This window comes from Bilifractor sp. HCP3S3_D3, assembly GCF_052063915.1.
Taxonomy (GTDB): Bacteria; Bacillota; Clostridia; order Lachnospirales; family Lachnospiraceae; genus Bilifractor.
The window spans coordinates 40,679-65,130 of record NZ_JBQHWP010000005.1; the positions used below are offsets into that span (position 1 = coordinate 40,679).

Below are 24,452 nucleotides of genomic sequence, written 5' to 3' on the forward strand. Positions count from 1 at the left end.
TGTAAAAGCGCATATTAACTGATTTATTTAGGAGAAAATAAAATGGAAAAATTATATTTCATTGTTGGCAGCCAGGATCTCTACGGTGAGGAGTGCCTTCGCCAGGTCGCTGCGGATGCCGGAGAAATGACAGCGTTTCTGAACAGCCAATTATCGGACACAATCCGCATCGAGCTTCTGCCGACAGTCATCACCTCGGAAACCTGCGTGAAGGATATTCGTAAAGTAATGGATGATGATGACTGTGCCGGCGTGATCACATGGATGCATACGTTTTCACCGGCCAAGATGTGGATCAAGGGCCTTCAGGAACTGAGAAAGCCTCTGCTTCATCTGCATACACAGGCAAACGAGAGACTTCCCTACGACGCAATTGATATGGACTTTATGAATCTGAATCAGTCTGCGCATGGAGACAGAGAATTTGGATATATCCTTGCAAGACTGCACATCCCGCATGAGGTTGTTGTGGGATATTACAGACACGAGGATGTGCTGGACGGAATCCGGCGCTTCGCTCAGGTAGCGAAGGCGGTGAGATTTTCTCACAACCTGCGCGTCGCAACGTTCGGCAACAACATGCGTGATGTCGCGGTGACCGATGGCAACCGTCTCGAGGCAGAGATCCGGTATGGATGGGAGATCAAGTACTGGGGAATCGGAGAAATTGCGGACCGCTCTGTGAAAGTGACGGATGATGAGATCAACGCAAAGATGGAGGAATACAGCGAGAAGTACACCATGGCGACTGATAATCTCGATGCGGTTCGTGAGCAGGCACGATACGAGGTGGCTTTCGAGAAGTTCATCCGTGAGAACGGGTGCTCTGCGTTTACCGATACATTCCAGGACCTGTTCGGCCTTCGTCAGCTTCCAGGACTTGCTGCCCAGGATCTGATGGCGAAAGGCGTCGGATTCGGACCGGAGGGGGATTACAAGATCGCCGCTCTTTCTGCGGTTCTGATGAAGATGGCTGAGGGAAGAGAGGGAGCGACAGGATTCATTGAGGATTACACATATGATCTCCTGCCTGGAAAAGAACTGGAGCTTGCGTCGCATATGCTTGAGGTTCCGGCATCCTTCGCCGCGAATAAGCCGGAGATTCAGGTACATCCGCTTGGCATTGGAGGAAAGGATGATCCTGCCCGGCTGGTATTTGACGGCGTAACCGGAGATGGAATACAGGTGACCCTGGTGGATATGGGAGATCATTTCCGGATGATCTGCGCCGATGTTGAGCTTGTGAAACAGCCGGAGCAGATGCCGAAGCTCCCGGTCGCGAGAATTATGTACCGTCATAAACCGGATTTTCAGACCGGAACCGCGGCATGGTGCTATGCGGGAGGCGCACATCACAGCGTAATATCAACTGCACTTGATCGCGCGGATATTGAGATGTTCGCAAGGCTGACCGGAACCGAGCTGATCACCATCGGAGATGATACAACCCGGGAGGATCTCAGACGCTTTTCGTGTTGAACGGATGCGTTTTCCTGAAAAAAGAGAAAATTTTATTTTCATGCTGTGAATAATCTGTGCGTCGGGTGTATAATTTGTGACAGTATAATTTTCTGCGCATGAATACACAGAACAGCCGCAGCCTGACATTCAGAGAAATGAGGAAAAAGTATGACAGAGCAGCCTAAATATCAGACAGTGATCCGATGGATCAAGGAGGGAATCCGGGATGGAAGTCTCCGGTACGGTGACAAGCTGATGTCTGAAAAGGAGCTCAGTCAGAAGTTCGGTTTAAGCCGGCAGACGATCCGTCACGCGACGGGAGAGCTTGAGAAGGAACATATTCTGACCCGTGTCCAGGGAAGCGGCACCTATATCGGCGCGTCCTTCCAGCCGGTTCGCAGAGAGCGGTACATGAACATCGCCGTGCTCAGCACGTTTAATGAAAGCTATATTTTCCCGCCGATTCTGAGAGGGATCGTCTCCGTTCTGCAGAATGCCGGTTATACGACGCAGGTGGCATTCACAGACAACCGGCCGGATATTGAGAGAAGAAATCTGGAGTCGATCCTTGAAAAAAGTGATATTGACGGATTTATTGTGGAGGCTACGCAGAGCGCACTTCCGAATCCGAATCTTCCATATTATCAGGAGATTCTGAGCAGACATATTCCGATTCTGTTCTTCAATACCTTTTATCCCGATCTGAAGGTACCGTGCGTCAGAATTGATGACCGGAAGATCGCGGACCACGCGGCCGAACTTCTGATCCGGAACGGCCACAGGAAAATAGCCGGAATATTCAAGTCCGACGACGGTCAGGGACCGCTCCGTTATCAGGGGTATGTCGACGCAATTATGCGAAACAACATTCCTTTTGAGCGTTTTTCCGTAATCTGGTATGATACTTCCATGCAGCAGAACATCCACCGGCTGGAGGATTATCTGTTGTACCGGCTTTCCGGCTGTACGGCGGTTGTCTGCTATAATGATGAGGTGGCGATGGAGGTGATCAACATCCTGCTGTCGCACGGAGTGAAGGTACCGGAGGACATCTCTGTGGTCGCCATCGATGATTCCAATCTCGCGTCGATCTGTCGTGTTCCCTTTACCTCGTTTCCGCATCCGAAGGAAAAGCTCGGAATCCGCGTCGCCGAAAATCTTTTGAAAATGATTGAAAATCCGGATTTCGACGGGAATTATCTGTATGACGCTGAGCCGGTGATCCGGGAATCCGTGAGGAAGATCGAAAAATCAGAACAGTAACACAGAAGAAAAACGCAGAGCAATAACGCGGAAGAATTTTTGCAGGAGAAAAACGCAGAACAATAACGCGGAAGAATTTTGCAGTGAAAACGCAGAACAATTATGCGGGATTGCAGACGATACAAATAATAAAGAAGAATAACATACGGGAGAATTTATCATGCTGGAAGAATTAAAGAAGAAAGTCTGGGAAGCGAATCTGCTTCTGCCGGAATATCATCTTGTCACCTTTACTTGGGGAAATGTCAGCGCGATTGACCGTGAGAGCGGCCTGTTTGTCATCAAGCCGAGCGGGGTGGATTATCAGAAGTTGAAGCCGGAGGATATGGTTGTGGTAAATCTGAAGGGCGAGAAGGTGGAAGGACGTTATAACCCTTCCTCTGATACGCCGACACATACCGTTCTGTATAATCGTTTTCCGGAAATCGGAGGAATTGTTCACACGCATTCTACCTGGGCGACCAGCTGGGCACAGGCAGGGCGTGGAATCCCCTGCTATGGAACAACACACGCGGATTATTTTTACGGGGACATTCCCTGCGTGAGAAACCTGACAAAAGAAGAAATCGAGGAGGCCTACGAGACCAATACCGGTGTGCTGATCGCGGATGATTTTGAGGAAAATCACAGAGATCCCGCCGCTGTGCCGGGAGTTCTCTGCAAGAATCACGGGGTATTTACCTGGGGAAAGGACGCAAAGGAAGCGGTTCACAACGCTGTTGTCGTAGAGGAAGTGGCGAAAATGGCGGCGCTTTGTGAATGCATCAATCCCAAGGTGCAGCCGGCACCGCAGGAGCTTCAGGACAAGCATTATTTCCGCAAGCACGGAGCAGGCGCGTACTACGGTCAGAAGGAGGAATGACTCCGGGATCCCCGGGGTTATATGGCAGCCCCGTAAGTTGCAGGGATTGGGTGAGAAATAGCTGTCTGAGACAGAGAAAAGAGCTGTGTGTGAAAGGAGAAGGGAGAGAATATGGGAGCAGGAGAACAAATCGCTGCCGGACAGACGGCGCTTGGCATTGAGTTCGGCTCGACGAGAATCAAGGCGGTTCTGATTGACCTTGACGGCAATGTGCTCGGCACAGGTGTGTATGACTGGGAAAATAAACTGCGGGATGGTATCTGGACCTACAGCTATGAGGAAATTGACAGGGGCCTTCGGGGGTGTTATACCTCGCTGCGGGAGAATGTCAGACAGAAGTATGGCGTTGTGATCCGAAAGCTTGGTGCGCTGGGTATCAGTGCCATGATGCATGGATACATCGCGCTGGATCAGGAGGATCATACGATTGCTCCGTTCCAGACATGGCGGAATACAAATACGCAGGCGGCAGCGGATGAGATGACGGAATTGTTTGACTTCAACATTCCGCTCCGCTGGACATCAGCGCATCTGTATCAGTGTGTTCTGGATCATGAGAAACATCTGGATAAGGTGGATTTTGTCACCACACTTGCTTCTTATATGCACTATCGGCTGACGGGTCGGAAGGTGACCGGCGCAGGAGACGCGTCTGGAATCTTCCCGATGGATACCTCAAAAATGGACTATGACGCGCACATGATGGAGCTTTTTGACGGACTCCTTCAGAAGCACGGGTACTCCTTCCGCGCGGAAGATCTGTTCCCGAAGGTCCTGTGTGCGGGAGAGGATGCCGGGACTCTGACAGCGGAGGGGGCGGCCCTTCTGGATGAGAGCGGAAATCTGGAGCCGGGCGTGCCGATGGCTCCGCCGGAAGGGGATGCGGGAACCGGAATGGTCTCCACGAATTCCGTCGCACCGGGAACCGGTAATATTTCTGCGGGGACCAGCACGTTTGCGATGATTGTGCTGGAGAAGGGACAGACGCTGAAGAAGCTTCACCGGGAAATTGACATGGTCACGACGCCGGACGGCGCGCCCTGCGCGATGTCTCACGCGAACAACGGCACAACAGACCTCAATGCCTGGGTCGGAATTTTCCATGAGTTCTGCGAACTGATGGGAATTCAGACGGATATGGGAGAACTGTATCAGAAGCTCTACACCAATTCGCTGAAGGGAGATCCGGACTGCGGCGGACTTCTGGCATACGGCTATTACTCGGGTGAAAATGTAACCATGCTGAACGAGGGACGGCCGCTGTATGTCAGAATGCCGGACAGCAGGTTCAATCTGGCAAATCTGATGCGCGCGAATCTGTATACTTCTTTGGCTGCGGTTAAGCTAGGGATGGATATCCTGAAGGAGGAGAATGTGCACATCGACCGCATCACCGGTCACGGTGGGCTGTTTAAAACGGAAGGAGTGGCGCAGAAGTATCTGGCTGCCGCCATTCATGTGCCGGTGACGGTCATGAAGACCGCCAGCGAGGGTGGCCCATGGGGAATGGCTGTACTGGCAGCGTACCGGATCAGCGGCGCGAACGAATACGATTCACTGGGCGATTACCTGTCACAGAAGATTTTTGACGGACAGGAGGGAATTACGATCGATCCGGATCCTGCGGACGAGGCGGGATACGAGACGTTCGCGGAACACTACCGCGCGGGAATTGCGGTGGAGAAGGCCGCTATTGATCATCTTTCCTGGTGATTTATTTTTCATAAGTAGAGAAAAACGTGTGATAAAACAATAAAAAGAGAACTTGCGGGAAATGCCCGGTCTGAATTTCGAGAGGAATGCGGACCGGGCATTTCCTTATTTACGCGAACAGTGAGCCGCAGCCGAATGCGAAGTATTCGTGTGCGGCGAGCGTCGCGATAGCGAGATAAAACTCGCACAGCGTGTTTTATCTCGTTCGTCCTGAATATCATATCGCCGCTATGGATCAGATATTGAATCTCTGGTGTGAGGGAACAACCCCTTATGTCAGATACAAAGAGGAGGCTGGGAATATTCCGGTCAGACAGTGTCAAAGGAAAAATGTCATGATATACGCAAGAACCTCGTCCGGTATCCATCCTGCGAAGATGCGGTCAAGCGTGCAGAGAAGACCTGGCGTGGAGAGCGCGTGGTGGTGCTGCACATCGAACAGAGAGATCCGGACCACACGGGAGGCGGTTGAAGCGAGAAAGAGGTTTTTCTGCTTACCGGCTGCCTTTGCTATAAATTCCGTATCCTTGATCCAGTAAGGGCAGACGGCAGTGACACTGATCCCTGAATTGAGAAGCTCGATCCGGAGCGCGCGGCTGTAGGAATAGAGCAGAGACTTGGACGCGGCATAACAGTTAAAGAACGGGATTGGCTGAAAACCGGCGACCGAACAGACTTCGAGGATCCGGCTTCCGGCATTCATATACGGGATGACGGCGGCAGTGACACTGATCGACGCCTTGTCGTTTGTATCGATCATCCGGCATTCCTCCTGCCTTCCGATGTCTCTCGAGGAACCGTATTTCCCATAGCCGGCACAGTTCAGAAGCATGGAAACCGTGAAGGCAGAGGAACCTCCAGCGGATGCAGATTCCTGTTCCAGACATTTTTCAAGGAAGTCGATGTTTTCAGAATCTGTCAGGTCTAGGCAGAGAACCTTCACCGGGAGATGAAGCCCGGCTGCCAGAGCCTCAAGGCGGTCTCTGCGCCTCGCAATCAGCCAGAATTCTGTGACATCGTATTTCGCGGGATTTCGGTCAATGGCCAGAGCGTATTTCCGGCCGAGGCCGCTGGAGGCTCCAGTTATGACAGCTGCCTTGCGGACAGCGGAGCCTTCCGGCATACGTCCATCTGTGGAAAAAGATTTCTCTTCCTTTTTATAAGCCGCTCTTTTATAATGATATCTGTATTTTTCAATAAGGAAGACAATCAGGGAGATCAGGAAGGCGGCTGTCACAACGTTGCCTGAGATACTGGAAAGGGTGTGCCAGATTTTCTGGATCCATGTAAAAATATTCATATAGTTCTCCGTTTATGCTATCATTACTATATGTGTCGGGTTGAATGCTGCTTCGCAGCTTCCGTGCCGCTGGCAGATATTTGAAATCACCACATACTGTATAAAGCCAGCTGCTTCGTTGCTTCGCAACTCTCGCAGCTGCCACATGTATTCGCATTTTCGCGGTGTTTCACACCGCTCCATGCTCATACATGTTAGCGTCGTTCAAGCATGCAGTTTTCTGTGCATGCTTCGCATGCCCAAAACTGCCCGCTTGACGACGACTTTATACAGTACAGTATACATCATGGGGAGAGATATGGCAGAGTTCAGGTTTTCTTTTATTCAACTTTTATTTCGGATTCTGGCGAGGCAGACGGGGCAGATCGGCAAGATTGATTTTGTGCCGCAGAAGCCGCATTTTGAGGGTAAGCCTGTGGAGCAGCCTTTTGAGCGGGCGACTCCGGAATCGCAGGGGATTTCTTCGAATCATATCAGGGAGTATTTGATTTCTCTTCATGATGATCCGGAGGCGGCTATTCAGCAGGCCATGGTTATCCGTCACGGGAAGGTGATCTGTGAATGCAGCTTCGCGCCTTATCAGCGTGGCATGTGGCACGTGACTTATTCCATGTGCAAGACCTTCACCGGCATTGCGACGGGATTGGCGATCCATGAGGGACTGCTGACTCTGAACGAGGGACTGGATGAGATTTTTCCTTCCAATATTAAGCTCCTTAGCCGGTTCAGCCGCAAGCGGGTCACGGTGCGGGATCTTCTTCAGATGACAAGCGGGGTGGATTATTCGGAGTCTGGCGCATTGGATGGCAGCGACTGGTGTACGAATTTCATGTCAGCGGGATTCAAGTCGGATCCCGGAACAAAGTTTGATTATAATTCGATGAATTCCTTCATGCTTTCTGCGGCTATCCAAGTGAAAAGCGGACAGACTATGTTTGATTTCCTGAAGGACAGGATCTTTGACCCGATGGGAATCCGGGAGATTTTCTGGGAGAAAAGTCCGATGGGATACACGAAGGGCGGATGGGGCTGTTTCATCCGGCCGGAGGATGCCTGCAAGATTGGTCAGCTTTTGTTGAACAAGGGCGAGTGGAATGGAAAACAGCTTGTGCCGAAGCATTGGGTAGAGGAGATGACCAGATCTCACGTGGATAACGGCAAGTTCGGCTATGGCTATCAGCTATGGATGGAGGAGCGTCCGGGTGGATATGCCATGAACGGGCTGTTCGGGCAGGATGTCATCTGCTACCCGGATCTGGATATGATCCTCATGGTTAACGCGGGCAACAGAGAACTGTTCCAGGAGGGCAATCTGACTGAAATTATGAGGCGGTACTGGGGCGCATCTTTTGTGGCTTCGGATGGTCCCCTGGCGGAGAATCCTACGGCTCTTCGCAAGCTGATGAGTACCATTGCCGAGTACAGCGGATATGATACCTTCGGTGGTTCCGGTGTCGGAAGCGCGGTTCTTTCAGAGGCAGCGAAGCAGAATCTGGCAGAGATACCGGTGTATCATAAGAAGCGGAGGAGAAGAAAGGGCTGGGGTTTGTGGTCGAAAAAATCCACCGTGATGTCTCCTTCTGAGATGCTGGACGTTCTGGACGCACACACCTACGTGATGGAAAAAGGCAGAGCAGGTATTTTTCCACTGGTGTGCCAGGTAACGCACAATAACTACACGGACGGCATTCAAAAGATCGGATTTCAGAGGGTTGAGGATACGATGGTCGTTCTTCTATACGAGGGAGATGACGTTCATCATGTCAATGTGGGATTTGAGAGACCCGAGATCAGTGAGATTGTACTGCATGGAGAACCGTATTATATCGGAACCACCGGGCGGATTGCGACGGATGAGTACGATCACGTGGTTCTGCTTCTGGAAATCGCTTTTCTGGAAGAAGCCTGCACACGAAAAATCAATCTTTACTTTGACGGGGAGGATGTTCTGGCACGCTTCTCGGAGACGCCGGGCGACGCGGTTATCGCGGATGCCATCCGTTACTCCGGCGAAGATCCGGATTTCCTGAAGCTTCCGTTTATACGCCAGTTTGTGGAGCAGGGAGGACGGGATCTTCTTGATGAGTCCCTGCAGGCGGCGATCCATCCCAGGGATATCGGTCATGTCATGTCGGCTGCAGATGAGAATTCCAGGGAGGGAATTTGACGTTTCACGGTCAATGTCATGGCCAGACAAGTGAACAAATAATTTGAGGGAGAGATTTATATCATGAGAAAACAAAAAGGATTCCGAATGCTGTGTGTGCTGCTTGTACTGGCTGTCTCGGTGAGCATGACAGGCTGCACACAGTATAAGGAGAGGATGATGTTCGGTACCGGAGGAACGGCAGGAACGTATTATTCGTACGGCGGTGTTCTGGCCCAATATATGAAGAATTACGCGAATGTCCGTGTAACAGCTGTTTCTACGGGAGGTTCCAAGGTGAATATCCAGAGCATCCAGGACGGAGATTTTCAGCTCGGATTCACGCAGTCGGACGTGATGTCATACGGCTGGGACGGTACGCGTGCGTTTGAAAAGGACGGCGGGACGCATTCCTTCCGTGTGCTCGGTGCGCTCTACGCGGAGACGGTTCAGCTGATCACCATGGATAAGGATATTCAAAGTGTATCGGATCTGAAGGGCAAGAGCGTATCTATCGGAGAAGCCGGATCCGGAGTATATTTCAACGCGATTGACGTTCTTGCCGGAGCGGGGTTGGACATCGACGATATCAAACCGCAGTACCAGTCTTTTGAGGATTCCAAGGAATCTCTCAAAGACGGCAAGATCGATGCCGCCTTTATCGTCGCGGGTGCACCAACCTCGGCGATCACCGAGCTCGCAACGACCAACGGAGTGAACTTTGTGAATATTGACGGAGAGGTCCGGGATTCCATCATGGAGAAATGTCCGTATTATGAATCCTATTCTATTCCCGCCGGCACCTATCCGGGGCAGAAGAAGGATATTGATACGATTACCGTGCTTGCGACCGTGATCGTATCGGCATCCGCGGACGCGGACACGGTCTATGATCTGACCAGGGCAATATTCTCAAACGCGAAGGAAATCGCGAAGGAGAATGCGAGAGGCGAGGAGCTGAATCTGAAGACGGCGACAAGTATTACGACAGTCCCGTATCATGAGGGCGCTGCAAGATATTATAAAGAACAGGGCTACACCGTGAATACGGAAGAATAAGCTGAGACATGAAATGAACGAATATTCTCGCAGAATGCCTGTCTGTTCGATTCAAATGAGGAGGAGATAAGATTGAACGATTCAAAAGAAAAGATAAAGCCGGGAGCTTCCGGTGCGGAAGTAACGAACGGGGACGGTCAGGGCGCCGTAAAGGATGATCTCGACGCGCTGATGCGGAAATACGACCGGGAATCCAATACCAGGATATGGACCGGGAAACCGAAGATGATGATCACAGCAATTCTGGCGGCTTTTTCGATCTGGTGCATCTATGTGACCCTGTTTGCCACCTTTCTGGAGGAAATCCGTCTGACATCCTTTCTCGGGCTGGTCATCCTGATGGGATTTCTGATCTATCCTTCGAAGAAGGGAATTCAGAAGGAAAATTACATGCCGCTCGGTGATATCATCTTCATGATTGCGGGTGCGGCATCATTCTTTTATTTTACGTTTTCCGCGAACACCATCATCAATCAGGGTACCCGGTTTCAGTGGTATCAGATCATCATCGGCATTGTCGGTATTGCCGCACTCGTCGAGATTACAAGAAGGTGCGTGGGACTTCCGATTTTGATTGTCGCGGCGGCTTTCGTTATCTATGCACTGACCTACGGACTGACGAACCCCGACTTTTTCGGGCGGCTGAAGTATCTGATCCGGAATCTGTTTTATACGAAGGAGGGAATTTTTTCGACTCCGGTCAACGTTTGCTCCAAGTACATCGTCGTGTTCATTATCTTCGGCGCGTTTCTGGAGAGGACCGGAATCTCCAATTTCTTTATTGATCTGGCAAATTGTGTGGCGGGAAGATTTGCGGGAGGACCGGCAAAGGTAGCGGTCATATCCTCGGCGCTCTGCGGCATGGTTTCCGGATCATCGGTCGGCAACACGGTGACCACCGGTTCCGTGACGATTCCAATGATGAAGAAGACCGGTTACCGTCCGGAGTTTGCCGGAGCGGTAGAGGCCGCGGCCTCTACCGGAGGACAGATCATGCCTCCGATCATGGGAGCCGCAGCATTTCTGATGGCCGACTTCGTCGGTGTTCCATACTCAGATATCATCGGAAGAGCGGTTCTCCCGGCGATTCTGTATTTCATGGGAATTTTTATTTCGGTTCATCTGGAGGCAAAAAAGCTGAATCTTCATGGTATTCCCAAGGAGCAGCTTCCGCGCGCGGGCAAACTGATGAAGAAGATCTATCTGCTGCTTCCGCTGGTGATGCTCGTCATCTGGGTATCCGGAAACTTCATGACCATGCAGAAAGCGGCTTCTCTTGCCATTGTTCTTTCCATCGTGGTCAGCCTGTTCGACAGGGATAACCGGATCACTCCCCATAAAATTATTGATGCGCTGGAGGCAGGAGGGCGGAGCACCATCACGGTGGCGGCTGCCTGCGGAGTTGCGGGAATCATTTCGGGATCGATCACAATGACGGGACTGGCGAATGATCTGATTAACGCGATCGTCGGAGTGGCCGGGAATAAACTGATCATCGCGCTTCTTCTGACCATGGTCTGCTGCATCATCCTGGGGATGGGTGTACCTACGACGGCAAACTACTGTATCATGGCGGCGACGACCGCACCGATTCTGATCCGGATGGGAGTGCCGATTCTCGCGGCGCATTTCTTTGTGTTCTATTTTGGAATCGTAGCGGATATTACACCTCCGGTTGCGCTTGCTGCCTACGCGGGATCCGCGATCGCAAAGAGCAATCCGATGAAGACAGCGTTTAATGCCTCGAAGCTAGCGATTGCGGTGTTTATTGTACCCTATATGTTCTGCTACAACCCGGCCATGCTGCTGATTGATACATCCGCGCTGACTGTCGTAAGGATTGCGATCACTGCGGCCATCGGTATCTTCGGCATTGCCGCTTCATTCGAGGGATATTGCTTCTCCTGTATGCATCCGGTGATGCGGGTGATCATTGCGGCGGGTGGCCTGCTGCTGATTCACCCCGGAACGCTTACCGATGTGGCAGGTCTGTGCATTGTTGTGATTTGTCTGCTGATTCAGTACGGAAAGCGAAGAAAGAGTGCAGCGGTTTCGTGATGTCTGCACCATTTTTGAATGACGCGGCCGGCGGATCCGGACCGCGCGGAAAGGAAAATTATGACTGAGTTAAGGTATCCTGTGATTACGATCAGCCGTCAGTATGCCGCATATGGACGCACCGTGGCGAAGGGATTGTCGGAGGAACTGGGAATCCCGTATTATGATAAGGATGTGGTCCGGAAAACTGCCGAGCAGAGCGGCTTCTCCGAGGAAGATATCAAGCGCGAGGGAGAGGATCTCAGCAGGGCAGGCAAGTTCATGAATGATCTGCTGAACAATGCTGCCTCCTATCCGAGTTCGCACGACAGAATCTTTGAGGCGCAGAAAGAGGTAGTCCTGAAGCTTGCGGAGGAACCCTGCATCATCGTCGGCAGATGCGCAGATCACATCCTGACAGAGGCCGGTATCCCGGCTTTCCGGGTCTTTCTGTATGCGGATGAGGAGCACAGAATCCGCAGAGCCGCGGAACTTGAGGAGAATAAAGGCCTTGACGCAAAGAAGGCAGCATTCAGAAAGGAACAGCTTCGTGAAATCTACTACAAGACCTACACCGGGGTTGAGATGGGACACATTTCCAATTATAATATTTGTATTGATACGGGAGCTGTCGGTGTCAGGCAGTGTATTCAGATCCTCAGTGAGATCCTGAGAAAATAAAGTGTCTGTTGTCTGAAGTGCACCGGACATGGGAGCCGGAGATGAAGGCATCTGTTATCTGAAGCGCACCGGACATTACAGTCGGAGAGGAAGGGAGGAGAAGATATGAATTTTCAAATGAGTGATGATTTCTTTAATGAGTATGCGAATGAGTCGGACCGTGAACATGCGAAGCTGGTATGCGGAAGAGTCGCGGAGAGCGCGGCAGTCGTTCAGAAGCTGAACAAGTATAATCTCACGCTGCGCGATGTGGAGGTTCTGGAGCGAATGGCAAAGCATTTTGCAGCGCCGGACGCGGATTCCTTCATTATCTTTTGTGAGGGCTTTGCAAGAGGCAGAATGTACGAACAGGACAGAGAGAAAAACCAGACGGAGAATCAGGGCTGAATCTGCCGGACAAGAACTTTAGTAACGTCAACAGGTATGAGCATGGAGCGGTGCTTTGCACTTTTCCATGCTCATACCGGTTATCGGCACGGAAGCTTTGGAGCAGCAAAGTGACGCGGAAGCTTTGGAGCAGCAAAGTGACACGGAAGCTTTGGAGCAGCAAGGTGATGGGGAAGCTGTGGAGCGAACGCCGCGCCAGACCGGCGAAGCCGGTCACCTGGAGGATTGCGGGGAGCGCGAAGCACGAGCAATCCGCAGCTTATACCGTATTTGGCGCCCCGCTTGCGGGGCATGGCGGTTTTGAACTGTGATTAAAGGAAGAAAGAAAATGGATGATTCGATTAGTGAGAACGCCAAGAGGCAGCTTCGGAAGGAGATCCCGGCATTAAAGGCGGAGATTCTGGCGCTTTACCGGAGTCTGGACCGGAAATTTGGTCTGCATGCGGCAGAAGTACCGATTGAATTCGGATTCGATGAAGAAAGACTTGGAGCTTATACACCGTCCGGGAATGGACAGGAGGAGAGCTTCTACTTTTCCCTTGTGTTTGTGGGATTTTTGAGCAGAGATTCCCTGCACAGGGAAGACAAACTGGATTTGTACAGACATGAGTATGCCCACTACATGCAGTTTCACATGGATATTCCGAAGGAATACCGGTTCCGGAGCGGTCTCCATGGAAGCGCCTGGAAATACTGCTGCTCTCTGGTCGGAGCGGCTCCAAGTGAGTACTACCGGTTCGGAAAGGGAAGAGAGAAGCACGACTATGAGAAGGCATTGAATAACCCATGGAAAAATCCGCACACCGCGCTCCTCGATCTTGCTCATCGGAAGAGGGAGGCCGAGGACAGCAGGAACCGGACGATCCGCTACAGGAAGGGTGATACTGTGGTTCATCCGAAGTTCGGCCCCGGAACGATTGAGGATCTCGAACAGATGACGGGGTCCGTGCGTCTGACCATTCGCTTTCCGGATGCGGTGCGTAAAATCGATCAGAAGTGGCTTCTTCGCTCGAACTATAAAAAAAGAAGCTGAAGCTTTTAAGAATGGTTGGAGCAATGTTTCTTTCAAGAATGGTTGGAGCAATGTTTAAAGAGCAGAGGGGTACAGCTTTTTCTGACTATTGTGTCAGGACTTTCCGGTTTTTCCGGCTGTGCGCAGACAAATGCCTGTTAAGAGTTGACACCAAGGTGGAAAATGGGACATAATAAAAAGAATTACGCGTAAAACAGACGTGGCAGTATGATGAGGCCGCGCATTTTATCAGAGAAGAAGGTGCAGAAGATGAAATACGATTTTAATACCGTTGAGCCGAAATGGCAGAAGGCATGGGAGGAAAATGACGCTTTCAAGGCGGTCGATTTTTCTGATAAGCCGAAGTGGTACGGGCTGGTGGAATTCCCTTACCCGTCAGGAGCAGGTATGCATGTCGGACACATTAAGGCATACTCCAGCATTGAGGTTATCTCCCGGAAGAAGAGAATGCAGGGCTATAATGTTCTCTTCCCGATCGGATTCGATTCGTTCGGCCTTCCGGCGGAGAACTACGCGATAAAGACGAACACGCATCCTCATGACATCACAGAGAAAAACATTGCCCATTTCTCCGATCAGCTCCGCAAGGTCGGATTTTCCTTCGACTGGAGCCGCGTGATCGCCACCTCACATAAGGACTACTATAAATGGACCCAGTGGATCTTCGAAAAATTATTCGAGCACGGACTGGTATTCCGCTCCAAGACACTGGTCAACTACTGCCCGCACTGTAAGGTTGTTCTGTCCAATGAGGATTCTCAGGGAGGTAAATGCGACATCTGCCACAGCGATGTTGTGCAGCTGCCGAAGGATGTATGGTTCCTCCGGATCACCGATTATGCTGACAAGCTTCTGGAAGGTCTGAATCATGTGGACTATCCGGAAAGCATCAAGCAGCAGGAGATCGCCTGGATTGGAAAATCCACAGGAGCGTTTGTGAACTTCCGTCTTGCCGGAACCGATGAGAAGCTCGAGATTTATACTACGCGGTGCGATACCTTGTACGGCGTAACCTTCATGGTGGTGGCGCCGGAGCACCCGGTTCTCGACAAATATAAGGATAGAATCCGCAACTGGGACGCGGTCGAGGAGTATCGCAGAGAAAGCGCAAAGAAGACGGAATTCGAGCGTACCCAGCTGGTAAAGGACAAGACAGGTGTGAAGATCGACGGACTGACGGCAGTCAATCCGATTACCGGCAAGGAAATTCCGCTCTTCATCGCCGACTATGTCATGATGGGATACGGAACAGGAGCGATCATGGCTGTTCCGGCGCATGATCAGCGTGACTATGATTTCGCAAAGAAGTTCGGAATGGACATTGTGCAGGTCATCAAGGGAGGAGACATCTCAAAGGAAGCCTATACCGGAGACGGAGAGATGATCAATTCCGGATTCCTGAACGGCTTTACCAATAAGAAGGATTCCATTGAAGCGATGCTGAAGCATATCGAGGAAGAGGGAATCGGGCACAAGGGCGTTCAGTACAAGATGAAGGACTGGGCGTTCAATCGTCAGCGGTACTGGGGCGAGCCGATCCCGCTGATTCACTGTCCGAAGTGCGGCACCGTTGCCGTTCCGGAGGATGAGCTTCCTCTGGAGCTTCCGCCGGTCAAGAATTTTGAACCGGGTACCGACGGGCAGTCCCCTCTGGCCAAGATCGACAGCTTTGTAAACTGCACCTGCCCGAAGTGTGGCGGACCGGCAAAGCGCGAGACCGATACGATGCCGCAGTGGGCAGGATCTTCCTGGTATTTCCTTCGTTTCTGTGATCCGCACAATGACAAGGCATTTGCTGACCGGAAGAAGCTGGAATATTGGATGCCTGTCGATCAGTATAACGGAGGTATGGAGCATGTGACGCGTCATCTGCTTTACTCCAGATTCTGGCACAGATTCCTGTATGATATCGGTGAGGTGAACACACCGGAGCCGTACGCAAAAAGAACCTATCAGGGAATGATTCTCGGCGCGGACGGCGAGAAGATGTCCAAATCCAAGGGAAATGTCATTGATCCGCTGGATATCGTAAAGCTTTACGGGGCGGATACGCTTCGCACCTATGTCATGTTCATGGGAGATTATCAGAGCGCTGCTCCGTGGAGTGACGAGGCGGTTCGCGGCTGTAAAAGATTTCTTGACCGTGTGGCGGGACTTACGGATATCATGACCGCGGAAAAGGAAGATCCGAAGCTTGAGAACAGCCTTCACAAGACGATCCGTAAGGTTACGGAAGATATTGACAACATGAAGTTCAACACCGCCATTGCGGCGATGATGTCGCTGATCAATGAATTCTATAAGGCGGGGAGCATCACAAAGGATGACCTGATCACCTTCATCAAGCTGCTTTCCCCGTTCGCGCCGCACATTGCCGAAGAGATCTGGCAGTATATCGGAATGAACCCGGACGGCAAAATCTTTATCACCCTCTCCTCCTGGCCGGAATACAGCGAGGAGAAGGCGAAGGATTCTGTCATCGAGCTTGGCGTTCAGGTCAACGGAAAGGTGAGAGGAACCGTACAGCTTGCGGCGGATATCAGCAGGGAGGACGCTCTTGCGGCCGCCAAGGCTGAGCCGAATGTGGCAAAATTCCTGGAGGGCGCCACAATTGTCAAGGAAGTATACGTTCCCGGCAGAATCATAAACTTTGTAATCCGCAAATAACCGGCAATCATCAGAAGCAGGTGTCTCACCTGCTTTTCAGAACAGGACAGACAACTTGTATCCCACAAAATTGCTTCTCATCATGGGAGCAGGTGTCTCATCCGCTTTTCAGAACAGGACAGATAACGTATGGTGAAGAAGGAAACGGACGGTCCGGAGCTTGAACAGAAGAAAAAGCTGGCGCTGGAGGTGATCCGGCGTCTGAAGAAAGAATATCCGGACGCTCATTGCACGCTGGCATATGAGGATGCCTGGCAGCTGTTGGTAAGTGTCCGGCTGGCAGCACAGTGTACAGATAAGCGGGTAGATATGATCACGCCGAAGCTCTTTGCAAAGTTTCCGTCGGTTGCAGCTCTGGCAGCTGCCGAACCGGCGGAGATCGAAGAGATTGTCAGACCCTGCGGCCTGGGGCCGAGCAAGGCCAGAGATATCTCCGGCTGCATGCGGATGCTGCACGAACAATATCATGATCGTGTCCCGGATACGATGGGGGAGCTTCTGAAGCTCCCCGGTGTAGGAAGAAAGAGTGCCAATCTGGTGATGGGAGACGTCTTCGGAAAGCCTGCCATCGTCACAGATACACACTGCATCCGCCTCTGCAATCTGATCGGTCTTGTGGACAATATCAGGGAGCCGGCAAAGGTCGAGAGAGAACTGTGGAAAATCATTCCTCCGGAGGAAGGCAGCGATCTCTGTCACAGATTCGTCAATCACGGACGGGCAGTCTGCGTCGCAAGGCACCCGAAGTGCGGGATCTGCTGTCTGAAGGATATCTGCAGGTATGGCAGCACCGAAGCCGCACAGTGACACCTGTCTACTTTTGACCGTAATAAGCGTCGATTTGACTATAAGTCAGCTGTTGTAATTATTGACTATCGTAAATGAAAGTGATAAAAAAATAATAAAGTAATCACTTGCAATCAGAGCCATCTTGCTTGACTGTAAAATTGCCGGTGATTATTTTTATGCGCGCATACTGCGCGATACCCCGGAAACGGGGAGCAACAAAATGTATCAGCTGCGGAATGCCTCGCTGGGTTTACCCTGAATGCTTCAGCAGTAACACGTTAGAAAGAAGGTGGTGAGAATGAGTATGGCACAGAAGCTTGTGGAAGATCTTAAGGTCCAGGACGCATTTGTGATCCCTGTCTTCGGGGGTATACATATTGCTGAATCCGTTGTGGTTTCCTGGATCGTCATGGGTATTCTTTTAGCACTTGCACTCTGGCTGACTCATGGAATGAAAGTTCGGAACCCGGGGAAGAGACAGGTTGCGGTTGAAGCATTTGTAACCTGGCTGGAGAAGACGATCAAGGGTATGCTCGGTCCCGACGCGGGAGAGTATGCGGAATATCTGATGACGGTCATCATGTTTATCGGTCTTTCCAACATTATAGGACTTCTTGGAATGAAGCCTCCGACGAAGGATCTGGATGTGACGGCTGCACTTGCCATAATGAGCATTGTGCTGATTGAGGCGGCAGGTATTAAGCGGAAGGGCGTTCTGGGATGGCTGAAGAGTTTCACACAGCCGGTCGGAATTGTTACACCGATTAATATCCTGGAGGTATTTATCCGTCCGCTTTCACTTTGCATGCGACTTTTTGGTAACGTACTCGGATCCTATGTCATCATGACATTGATCGAAAATCTGATTCCGGTAGGAGTTCCACTTATCTTCAGCTTCTACTTTGATATCTTCGATGGAATGATTCAGGCATACGTATTCGTATTCCTTACCTCACTGTTTATCGCTGAGGCGGCAGAAATCACTCCGGAAGAACCGAAGAAGAAAAAGACCAGAAAGAGAAAAAAGAAAGCTGTTGCCGTTGCCGCGTAAGCTGTTCCGGCGAGAACGCAGATCGCGGTCAGATGTATTCACTGGTCACAATCATTTACATAGTCAATTATTTAAAGTCAACGTTCAATCCATTATTTTTACGGATAGAATCCGTGTATGAATTCCCGGGATGCTCCGGGGAGTATTGAGAAGAATTTCCGGTCTTATGCCGGAAGATTACAGGAGGAAAGAAAAAATGACAGCACTTGGAGCAGGAATTGCAGCACTCGCTTGTATCGGCGCAGGACTTGGAATCGGTATCGCAACCGGACATGCAACAGACGCTATCGCAAAGCAGCCGGAAGCTGACAACAAAATCATGAGAAACCTTCTTCTCGGATCCGCACTTGCAGAGGCAACCGCTATTTACGGTTTTGTACTGGGTCTGATGATTCTGTTTGTAGCATAAGCCATATCGGAAAATGCTTCGGTTATTCTGAAACGAGATAAAACACGCTGCGCGAGTTTTATCCCGCTATCGCGACGCTCGCCGCACACGAATACTTCGCATTCGGCTGCGGCTCACTGTTCGCGTAAATAAATTTCAGTGACAATGATTTCGTATCAGAGTACGGAACAACTTAGGAGAAGACATGTTACGTTTTGATTTAAATGTTTTATGGACGGTCATCGATCTTCTGATTCTGTATTTCCTTCTTAAAAAGTTCCTTTTTGGAAGAGTACACAAGATCCTCGATCAGAGAGCAAAAGACATTGAGAAGTCCTACACGGACGCAGAAAAGGCACAGAATGATGCCAATGCTCTCAAGACACAGTATGAGGATACAATCAAGAGCATTGATGATGAGAAAAAGAAAGCTGCTGATGAGGCAAGAGCAAAGGCAAACGTGGAATACGACCGTATTGTCGATTCGGCCAAAGCAGACGCTGACAAGATCATTAATGATGCCAGAGCCAAAGCAGCTGCAGAGACGACAGACCAGAAGCACAAAGCTGAGGAAGACATTGTTGAGATGGTTAAGGATGCCGCTGCCAGAATCGCAGAGGCTGAGGATGACGATAAGATGTATGATGCCTTCCTGAAGAAGGTCTCAGCGAATAAAGATAAGAAAGACTGACACTATGAGTGAGAACAAAACAATAAAGTTGGACGAGAACGGAAAGCTTCATGCGGTTCTTCGCTGTGTAACCGAGCCGAGCGAAGAGCAGAGACAGAAATTCGTTCAGTTTCTGAAAAACAAGTATGAGCTTGAAGACACGGATCAGGTAAATCTTGAGATCGTTCAGGATCCGGATGTACACGGTGGTTTCATTCTCGACATCGGAAGCGATGAGTACGACTGGAGTACCCGCGGAAGAGAGAGACAGTTCGAAAATCAGATCAATGATGCCAGAGCCAGAGCTGCGAGAGAAAAGAGCCAGGAAGGCATCATGGAGATCATGCGTGCTGCCGTGGAACAGTTCCATCTTGAAGCGAAACAGTCGGAAGTCGGTCATGTTCTGACGGCCGGCGACGGAATTGTAACCATCACAGGTCTGGATCATGTGCAGTACGGAGAGATTCTGGTCTTTGAAAACGGCGTAAAAGGAATGGTTCAGAATATCGGTGAGGACGGAATCGGTGCGATTCTGTTTGATGCCGAGGGCAGCATCGGTGAGGGAACCCGTGTGACCGGTACCGGCAAGCGCGCAGGTATTGCATGCGGCGACGGATATCTCGGCCGTGTCATTGACGCGCTGGGCAATCCCATTGACGGCGGTGCACCGGTAAAGGGTGACGAGTACCGCGCGATTGAACAGCCGGCGCCTGGAATCATTGACCGTCAGCCGGTTACGGTTCCTCTGGAGACCGGTATCCTTGCCATTGACTCCATGTTCCCTATCGGCCGTGGACAGCGAGAACTGATCATCGGTGACCGTCAGACCGGTAAGACATCCATCGCGATGGATGCCGTTCTGAACCAGAAGGGGAAGGACTGCTACTGCGTCTATGTCGCAATCGGACAGAAGGCATCTACAGTAGCCAGCATTGTAAACACACTGAAGAAAAATGACGCGATGTCCTATTCGATTGTAGTGGCATCCACCGCTGCAGATCCGGCACCGCTTCAGTACATCGCGCCTTATGCCGCGACATCCATTGCCGAATACTTCATGCACAGAGGCAAGGATGTTCTGATCATCTATGATGATCTGAGCAAGCATGCCGTTGCATATCGTACGCTGTCACTGCTTCTCGGAAGATCTCCGGGACGTGAGGCTTACCCGGGTGATGTATTCTATCTGCATTCCAGACTTCTCGAGAGATCCTCAAGGCTGTCAGAAAATCTGGGCGGAGGTTCCATCACCGCGCTGCCGATTATTGAGACACAGGACGGCGATGTATCCGCATACATTCCGACCAATGTTATCTCCATCACAGACGGACAGATTTTCCTGGAGTCCGATCTGTTCTTCGAGGGACAGAGACCGGCCGTTAACGTCGGACTTTCCGTATCCCGTGTAGGAGGAGCAGCTCAGACCAAGGCAATGAAGAAGGCTGCGGGTTCCCTGCGTATCGATCTGGCACAGTTCCGTGAGATGCAGGTGTTCACCCAGTTCAGTTCAGATCTGGATGAAGCAACGCAGAATCAGCTGAAACAGGGAAATGTTCTGATGGAGCTGCTGAAGCAGCCTCTTGGTCATCCGCTTTCAACCGCAGATCAGGTTATTACTCTCTGCGTTGCCGAGCATAAGAAGATGATCAATGTTCCGGTTAAGAATGTGAAAGCTTACCAGAAGGAGATGCTTGCGTTCTTCGCCGATAAGTATTCGGATATCGTCGAGGAGATCAACAAAAAGGGACAGCTTCCGGATGAACTTACCGAGAGAATCCTGGCAGCAGCGGATGAGTTTGGCGCGGAATACGCGGAAGCGCATAAGACAAAGAACGCATAAGCTCAGCCGGAAATTGAAGAAGGAAAAATATGTCAGCAACACGTGAAATCAAGGAAAGAATTGATAGCGTCAATAATACACTGAAGATTACGAACGCTATGTATATGATTTCTTCTACGAAAATGAATAACGCGCGGAAAGCGCTGGCAAATACCGAACCGTATTTTTATGCGCTGCAGGACATGTTCGGACGGGTGCTGCGTCACCTTCCGGACGGTTACAGCCATCCGTATCTGGATGAGCGTGAGGTCACTTCCAAAAGCGATCTCCGCAGGGCGATTATCTGTGTGACCGCAGATAAGGGACTTGCAGGTGCATACAACCATAATGTACTGAAGCTGACAGAGGAGAAGCTGAGACCCGCGAACAATGACATGCTATATGTCGTCGGAGAGGTCGGCCGTCAGTATTTTGCAAATCACAATGTAAATGTAGACGGCGCCTTTCACTATACCGCCCAGAAACCGACTCTTTCCAGGGCAAGGTCGATCGCATATCAGATGCTTGATCTGTTCGAGCGCAAGGAAGTTGATGAGGTATATATCATTTACACCCGAATGAAGAACTCCATGGAAACCGAGACGGAGATCCGGCAGCTTCTGCCGTTGATCCGTCTGAATGAGGAGTTTTTCAAACAGAATATGACAAAACTGAGTGGTGTGTATCAGGAGACCTTCGACATGGAACCGGGGCCGGATCTTCTTCTGAACAACATCATCCCGGACTTTATCAACGGATATATATACAGTGCACTTGTGGAATCTTACTGTGCGGAGCACAGCTCCCGTATGCAGGCGATGGACGCGGCCAATAAAAACGGCAGCGAACTGGTCCAGGAGCTGAGCATTCAGTACAATCGGGAGCGTCAGGCTCAGATCACACAGGAGATTACGGAGGTTTGCGCAGGCGCGAAGGCACGTGCGCTGCAGCAGAAGAAACATAAGAAGAAAGACATGCCGAAGTTTGAAAACCAGCAGGGAGAGGATCTCGATACTTTCCAGGCCGGCGCGCTTCATTGAGCTTGTAACGCCCTGCCTTAAGGGGCAGGGGCGTTGACACAATAGAAAGGACATGACACATGCAAATCGGAAAAATTGTCCAGGTCATGGGTCCTGTTGTCGATGTCGCATTTGAGGATCTTCCTCTTCCGAAAATCAAGACAGCGCTGCAGGTTGACAACCATGGCGAGAAGGCAATCATGGAGGTACAGCAGCATATCGGTGATGATATGGTCCGCTGTATCATGCTTTCTGCCAGTGAAGGCTTACAGAAAGATATGCCTGTGATCTCACTGGGAACCGGAATCGAAGTTCCGGTCGGCGAGAAGAATCTGGGACGTCTGTTCAATGTGCTTGGCGATACCATCGACGGCGGCGAACAGCTCAGAGATTCTGAACAGTGGGAGATTCACAGAAAGCCACCGAAATTTACAGATCAGAAACCGGTACAGGAGATCCTGGAGACCGGAATCAAGGTTATTGACCTGATCGCGCCCTACGCAAAGGGTGGTAAGGTCGGACTGTTCGGAGGTGCCGGAGTAGGTAAGACCGTCCTGATTCAGGAGCTGATCCGCAACATCGCGACGGAGCACGGCGGTTATTCGATCTTCACCGGTGTCGGAGAAAGATCCCGTGAAGGAAATGACCTCTGGAGCGAGATGACAGAGTCCGGAGTTATCAAGAATACCGCCCTGGTATTCGGACAGATGAACGAGCCCCCGGGGGCACGTATGCGTGTTGCGGAGACGGGGCTTACAATGGCCGAGTATTTCCGTGATGTTCAGAAAAAAGACGTTCTTTTGTTCATCGATAACATCTTCCGTTTCGTACAGGCCGGTTCCGAGGTATCTTCTCTGCTTGGACGTATGCCGTCCGCTGTAGGATATCAGCCGACCCTGGCAAATGAAATGGGTGAGCTTCAGGAGAGAATCGCTTCCACGACAAACGGATCCATCACATCTGTGCAGGCAGTATATGTACCTGCTGATGACTTGACAGACCCAGCGCCTGCTACAACCTTTGCTCATCTGGATGCAACGACCGTTCTTTCCCGAAAGATCGTAGAGCAGGGTATTTATCCTGCCGTTGATCCGCTGGAGTCTTCCTCCAGAATCCTGGAAGAGGATATTGTCGGGAAGGAGCATTACGAGACTGCACAGTCCGTGCTTCAGTATCTGCAGAAGTACAAAGAGCTTCAGGATATCATCGCCATCCTTGGTATGGAAGAGCTTTCTGATGAGGACAAGACCGTCGTATATCGTGCCCGTAAGATCAGAAACTTCCTGTCACAGCCGTTCCACGTAGCGGAGCAGTTCACCGGAATCCCCGGAAAGTATGTTCCTCTCGAGGACACCATCAAGGGCTTCCAGGCAATCCTGAACGGAGAAATGGACGATTATCCGGAGAATGCGTTCTTCAACTGCGGCGGCATCGAGGATGTCGCGGAGCATGCAAAGAAGGAAGCATAAGAGAATCCGGCACATGCATCAGCAGGCAGAGGGAGGCGGAAGTTCCGCGCCCGCTCCGCTGATGCGTCAGGAATAAGATTGAGGTGTAATATGGCAGAAGCCAAATATTATCTCAGAGTCATCGCATCGGATAAGGCCTTTTACGGCGGTTACGTTACAAGTCTGAAGGTTCCCACCATTGACGGGAGGGAAGGTTTCCTTGCGCACCATTCGCAGATTATGCTTGCGATCGTGCCCGGGGAGATTGATTTTACGACGGCAGACGGCAATAAGGTAACGGCTGTCTGCGGTAACGGCTCCATGATTTTCGCAAATAACCGCGCAACGATCCTGGTTGACACCTGCGAGTCCCCGGATGAGGTCGACAAGCGGCGTGCCGAGGAGGCGCTGGAGCGGGCGAAGGAGCGTCTGCGTCAGAAGCAGAGTCTGCGTGAATATAAGATGACACAGGCTTCCATGGCGCGTGCTCTTTCACGTCTGAAATTTAAGGACAAGTATATCAACTGATCATGGAATCGCGACGGGAGACCGGTGCGGCACCGGGAAACAAAACAGATATAAGATATCGCATATCCCCTGCAGGAGCGGAAACGCTTTGCAGGGGGTATTTTCATGATTATGATTTTTTCGGAAAAATG

The 24,452-nt window shown here is 51.0% G+C and carries 21 protein-coding genes; 20 read left to right on the forward strand and 1 reads right to left on the reverse strand.

The window, feature by feature from the left end:
- Positions 1-42: 42 nt before the first annotated feature.
- From araA to ACTNDI_RS04210, 4 genes are all read left to right on the forward strand, one after another.
- On the forward strand, positions 43-1,479 hold the full coding sequence (gene araA, locus ACTNDI_RS04195; protein ID WP_441099504.1) for an L-arabinose isomerase: 1,437 nt from the start codon (positions 43-45) through the stop codon (positions 1,477-1,479).
- A gap of 150 nt (positions 1,480-1,629) precedes the next feature.
- Complete coding sequence (locus ACTNDI_RS04200) at positions 1,630-2,724, forward strand: GntR family transcriptional regulator (protein ID WP_441099505.1); 1,095 nt, start codon at positions 1,630-1,632, stop codon at positions 2,722-2,724.
- Between the two features lie 160 nt (positions 2,725-2,884).
- Positions 2,885-3,586, forward strand: coding sequence for an L-ribulose-5-phosphate 4-epimerase (locus tag ACTNDI_RS04205; RefSeq protein ID WP_441099506.1), 702 nt, complete (start codon positions 2,885-2,887; stop codon positions 3,584-3,586).
- Between the two features lie 111 nt (positions 3,587-3,697).
- The gene (locus ACTNDI_RS04210; RefSeq protein WP_441099507.1) at positions 3,698-5,299 is read left to right on the forward strand and encodes a xylulokinase; all 1,602 of its coding nucleotides are present in this window, start codon (positions 3,698-3,700) and stop codon (positions 5,297-5,299) included.
- Positions 5,300-5,618: 319 nt separating this feature from the next.
- Here the strand turns inward: ACTNDI_RS04210 and ACTNDI_RS04215 are convergent, their stop codons facing one another.
- Positions 5,619-6,599 carry an SDR family NAD(P)-dependent oxidoreductase gene (locus ACTNDI_RS04215; RefSeq protein WP_441099508.1) on the reverse strand — a complete coding sequence of 327 codons (981 nt, stop codon included), beginning with the start codon at positions 6,597-6,599 and terminating at the stop codon, positions 5,619-5,621.
- Between the two features lie 298 nt (positions 6,600-6,897).
- Here ACTNDI_RS04215 and ACTNDI_RS04220 point away from each other — a divergent pair, with 298 nt between their 5' ends.
- The 16 genes from ACTNDI_RS04220 (at position 6,898) to atpC (ending at position 24,321) form a co-directional block, all read left to right on the forward strand.
- The gene (locus ACTNDI_RS04220; RefSeq protein WP_441099509.1) at positions 6,898-8,766 is read left to right on the forward strand and encodes a serine hydrolase domain-containing protein; all 1,869 of its coding nucleotides are present in this window, start codon (positions 6,898-6,900) and stop codon (positions 8,764-8,766) included.
- 63 nt (positions 8,767-8,829) lie between these two features.
- Positions 8,830-9,804 (forward strand): TAXI family TRAP transporter solute-binding subunit, encoded by a 975-nt coding sequence (locus tag ACTNDI_RS04225; RefSeq protein WP_441099510.1) that lies wholly within the window; start codon positions 8,830-8,832, stop codon positions 9,802-9,804.
- 72 nt (positions 9,805-9,876) lie between these two features.
- On the forward strand, positions 9,877-11,862 hold the full coding sequence (locus ACTNDI_RS04230; protein ID WP_441099511.1) for a TRAP transporter permease: 1,986 nt from the start codon (positions 9,877-9,879) through the stop codon (positions 11,860-11,862).
- A 60-nt stretch (positions 11,863-11,922) separates the two neighbouring features.
- Positions 11,923-12,522 carry an AAA family ATPase gene (locus ACTNDI_RS04235; protein ID WP_441099512.1) on the forward strand — a complete coding sequence of 200 codons (600 nt, stop codon included), beginning with the start codon at positions 11,923-11,925 and terminating at the stop codon, positions 12,520-12,522.
- A gap of 105 nt (positions 12,523-12,627) precedes the next feature.
- The gene (locus tag ACTNDI_RS04240; RefSeq protein WP_441099513.1) at positions 12,628-12,909 is read left to right on the forward strand and encodes a hypothetical protein; all 282 of its coding nucleotides are present in this window, start codon (positions 12,628-12,630) and stop codon (positions 12,907-12,909) included.
- A gap of 137 nt (positions 12,910-13,046) precedes the next feature.
- Positions 13,047-13,220 carry a hypothetical protein gene (locus ACTNDI_RS04245; RefSeq protein ID WP_441099514.1) on the forward strand — a complete coding sequence of 58 codons (174 nt, stop codon included), beginning with the start codon at positions 13,047-13,049 and terminating at the stop codon, positions 13,218-13,220.
- A 17-nt stretch (positions 13,221-13,237) separates the two neighbouring features.
- Complete coding sequence (locus tag ACTNDI_RS04250) at positions 13,238-13,942, forward strand: hypothetical protein (protein WP_441099515.1); 705 nt, start codon at positions 13,238-13,240, stop codon at positions 13,940-13,942.
- Between the two features lie 249 nt (positions 13,943-14,191).
- Entirely contained in the window at positions 14,192-16,609 is a 2,418-nt protein-coding gene (gene leuS, locus ACTNDI_RS04255; protein WP_441099516.1) for a leucine--tRNA ligase, read from the forward strand.
- 129 nt (positions 16,610-16,738) lie between these two features.
- The gene (locus tag ACTNDI_RS04260) at positions 16,739-17,416 is read left to right on the forward strand and encodes an endonuclease III domain-containing protein (protein WP_441099517.1); all 678 of its coding nucleotides are present in this window, start codon (positions 16,739-16,741) and stop codon (positions 17,414-17,416) included.
- Positions 17,417-17,702: 286 nt separating this feature from the next.
- Positions 17,703-18,449 carry a F0F1 ATP synthase subunit A gene (locus tag ACTNDI_RS04265; RefSeq protein ID WP_441099626.1) on the forward strand — a complete coding sequence of 249 codons (747 nt, stop codon included), beginning with the start codon at positions 17,703-17,705 and terminating at the stop codon, positions 18,447-18,449.
- A 196-nt stretch (positions 18,450-18,645) separates the two neighbouring features.
- Positions 18,646-18,858 (forward strand): ATP synthase F0 subunit C, encoded by a 213-nt coding sequence (gene atpE, locus ACTNDI_RS04270; protein ID WP_441099518.1) that lies wholly within the window; start codon positions 18,646-18,648, stop codon positions 18,856-18,858.
- 184 nt (positions 18,859-19,042) lie between these two features.
- Positions 19,043-19,528 (forward strand): ATP synthase F0 subunit B, encoded by a 486-nt coding sequence (locus ACTNDI_RS04275; RefSeq protein ID WP_441099519.1) that lies wholly within the window; start codon positions 19,043-19,045, stop codon positions 19,526-19,528.
- A 4-nt stretch (positions 19,529-19,532) separates the two neighbouring features.
- Positions 19,533-21,347 carry a F0F1 ATP synthase subunit alpha gene (atpA, locus tag ACTNDI_RS04280; protein WP_441099520.1) on the forward strand — a complete coding sequence of 605 codons (1,815 nt, stop codon included), beginning with the start codon at positions 19,533-19,535 and terminating at the stop codon, positions 21,345-21,347.
- A 29-nt stretch (positions 21,348-21,376) separates the two neighbouring features.
- Positions 21,377-22,366 (forward strand): ATP synthase F1 subunit gamma, encoded by a 990-nt coding sequence (gene atpG / locus ACTNDI_RS04285; protein ID WP_441099521.1) that lies wholly within the window; start codon positions 21,377-21,379, stop codon positions 22,364-22,366.
- 59 nt (positions 22,367-22,425) lie between these two features.
- Positions 22,426-23,814, forward strand: coding sequence for a F0F1 ATP synthase subunit beta (atpD, locus tag ACTNDI_RS04290; protein WP_441099522.1), 1,389 nt, complete (start codon positions 22,426-22,428; stop codon positions 23,812-23,814).
- Between the two features lie 90 nt (positions 23,815-23,904).
- Positions 23,905-24,321 carry an ATP synthase F1 subunit epsilon gene (atpC, locus tag ACTNDI_RS04295; protein WP_441099523.1) on the forward strand — a complete coding sequence of 139 codons (417 nt, stop codon included), beginning with the start codon at positions 23,905-23,907 and terminating at the stop codon, positions 24,319-24,321.
- The last annotated feature ends 131 nt before the right edge of the window (positions 24,322-24,452 follow it).

What these genes read in the sequence shown, in the direction of transcription:
- araA (WP_441099504.1), top strand. Translation starts at nt 43, where the DNA reads ATGGAAAAATTATATTTCATTGTTGGCAGCCAGGATCTCTACGGTGAG.
- ACTNDI_RS04200 (WP_441099505.1), top strand. Translation starts at nt 1,630, where the DNA reads ATGACAGAGCAGCCTAAATATCAGACAGTGATCCGATGGATCAAGGAG.
- ACTNDI_RS04205 (WP_441099506.1), top strand. Translation starts at nt 2,885, where the DNA reads ATGCTGGAAGAATTAAAGAAGAAAGTCTGGGAAGCGAATCTGCTTCTG.
- ACTNDI_RS04210 (WP_441099507.1), top strand. Translation starts at nt 3,698, where the DNA reads ATGGGAGCAGGAGAACAAATCGCTGCCGGACAGACGGCGCTTGGCATT.
- ACTNDI_RS04215 (WP_441099508.1), bottom strand. Translation starts at nt 6,599, where the DNA reads ATGAATATTTTTACATGGATCCAGAAAATCTGGCACACCCTTTCCAGT.
- ACTNDI_RS04220 (WP_441099509.1), top strand. Translation starts at nt 6,898, where the DNA reads ATGGCAGAGTTCAGGTTTTCTTTTATTCAACTTTTATTTCGGATTCTG.
- ACTNDI_RS04225 (WP_441099510.1), top strand. Translation starts at nt 8,830, where the DNA reads ATGAGAAAACAAAAAGGATTCCGAATGCTGTGTGTGCTGCTTGTACTG.
- ACTNDI_RS04235 (WP_441099512.1), top strand. Translation starts at nt 11,923, where the DNA reads ATGACTGAGTTAAGGTATCCTGTGATTACGATCAGCCGTCAGTATGCC.
- ACTNDI_RS04240 (WP_441099513.1), top strand. Translation starts at nt 12,628, where the DNA reads ATGAATTTTCAAATGAGTGATGATTTCTTTAATGAGTATGCGAATGAG.
- ACTNDI_RS04250 (WP_441099515.1), top strand. Translation starts at nt 13,238, where the DNA reads ATGGATGATTCGATTAGTGAGAACGCCAAGAGGCAGCTTCGGAAGGAG.
- leuS (WP_441099516.1), top strand. Translation starts at nt 14,192, where the DNA reads ATGAAATACGATTTTAATACCGTTGAGCCGAAATGGCAGAAGGCATGG.
- ACTNDI_RS04260 (WP_441099517.1), top strand. Translation starts at nt 16,739, where the DNA reads ATGGTGAAGAAGGAAACGGACGGTCCGGAGCTTGAACAGAAGAAAAAG.
- ACTNDI_RS04265 (WP_441099626.1), top strand. Translation starts at nt 17,703, where the DNA reads ATGGCACAGAAGCTTGTGGAAGATCTTAAGGTCCAGGACGCATTTGTG.
- atpE (WP_441099518.1), top strand. Translation starts at nt 18,646, where the DNA reads ATGACAGCACTTGGAGCAGGAATTGCAGCACTCGCTTGTATCGGCGCA.
- ACTNDI_RS04275 (WP_441099519.1), top strand. Translation starts at nt 19,043, where the DNA reads ATGTTACGTTTTGATTTAAATGTTTTATGGACGGTCATCGATCTTCTG.
- atpA (WP_441099520.1), top strand. Translation starts at nt 19,533, where the DNA reads ATGAGTGAGAACAAAACAATAAAGTTGGACGAGAACGGAAAGCTTCAT.
- atpG (WP_441099521.1), top strand. Translation starts at nt 21,377, where the DNA reads ATGTCAGCAACACGTGAAATCAAGGAAAGAATTGATAGCGTCAATAAT.
- atpD (WP_441099522.1), top strand. Translation starts at nt 22,426, where the DNA reads ATGCAAATCGGAAAAATTGTCCAGGTCATGGGTCCTGTTGTCGATGTC.
- atpC (WP_441099523.1), top strand. Translation starts at nt 23,905, where the DNA reads ATGGCAGAAGCCAAATATTATCTCAGAGTCATCGCATCGGATAAGGCC.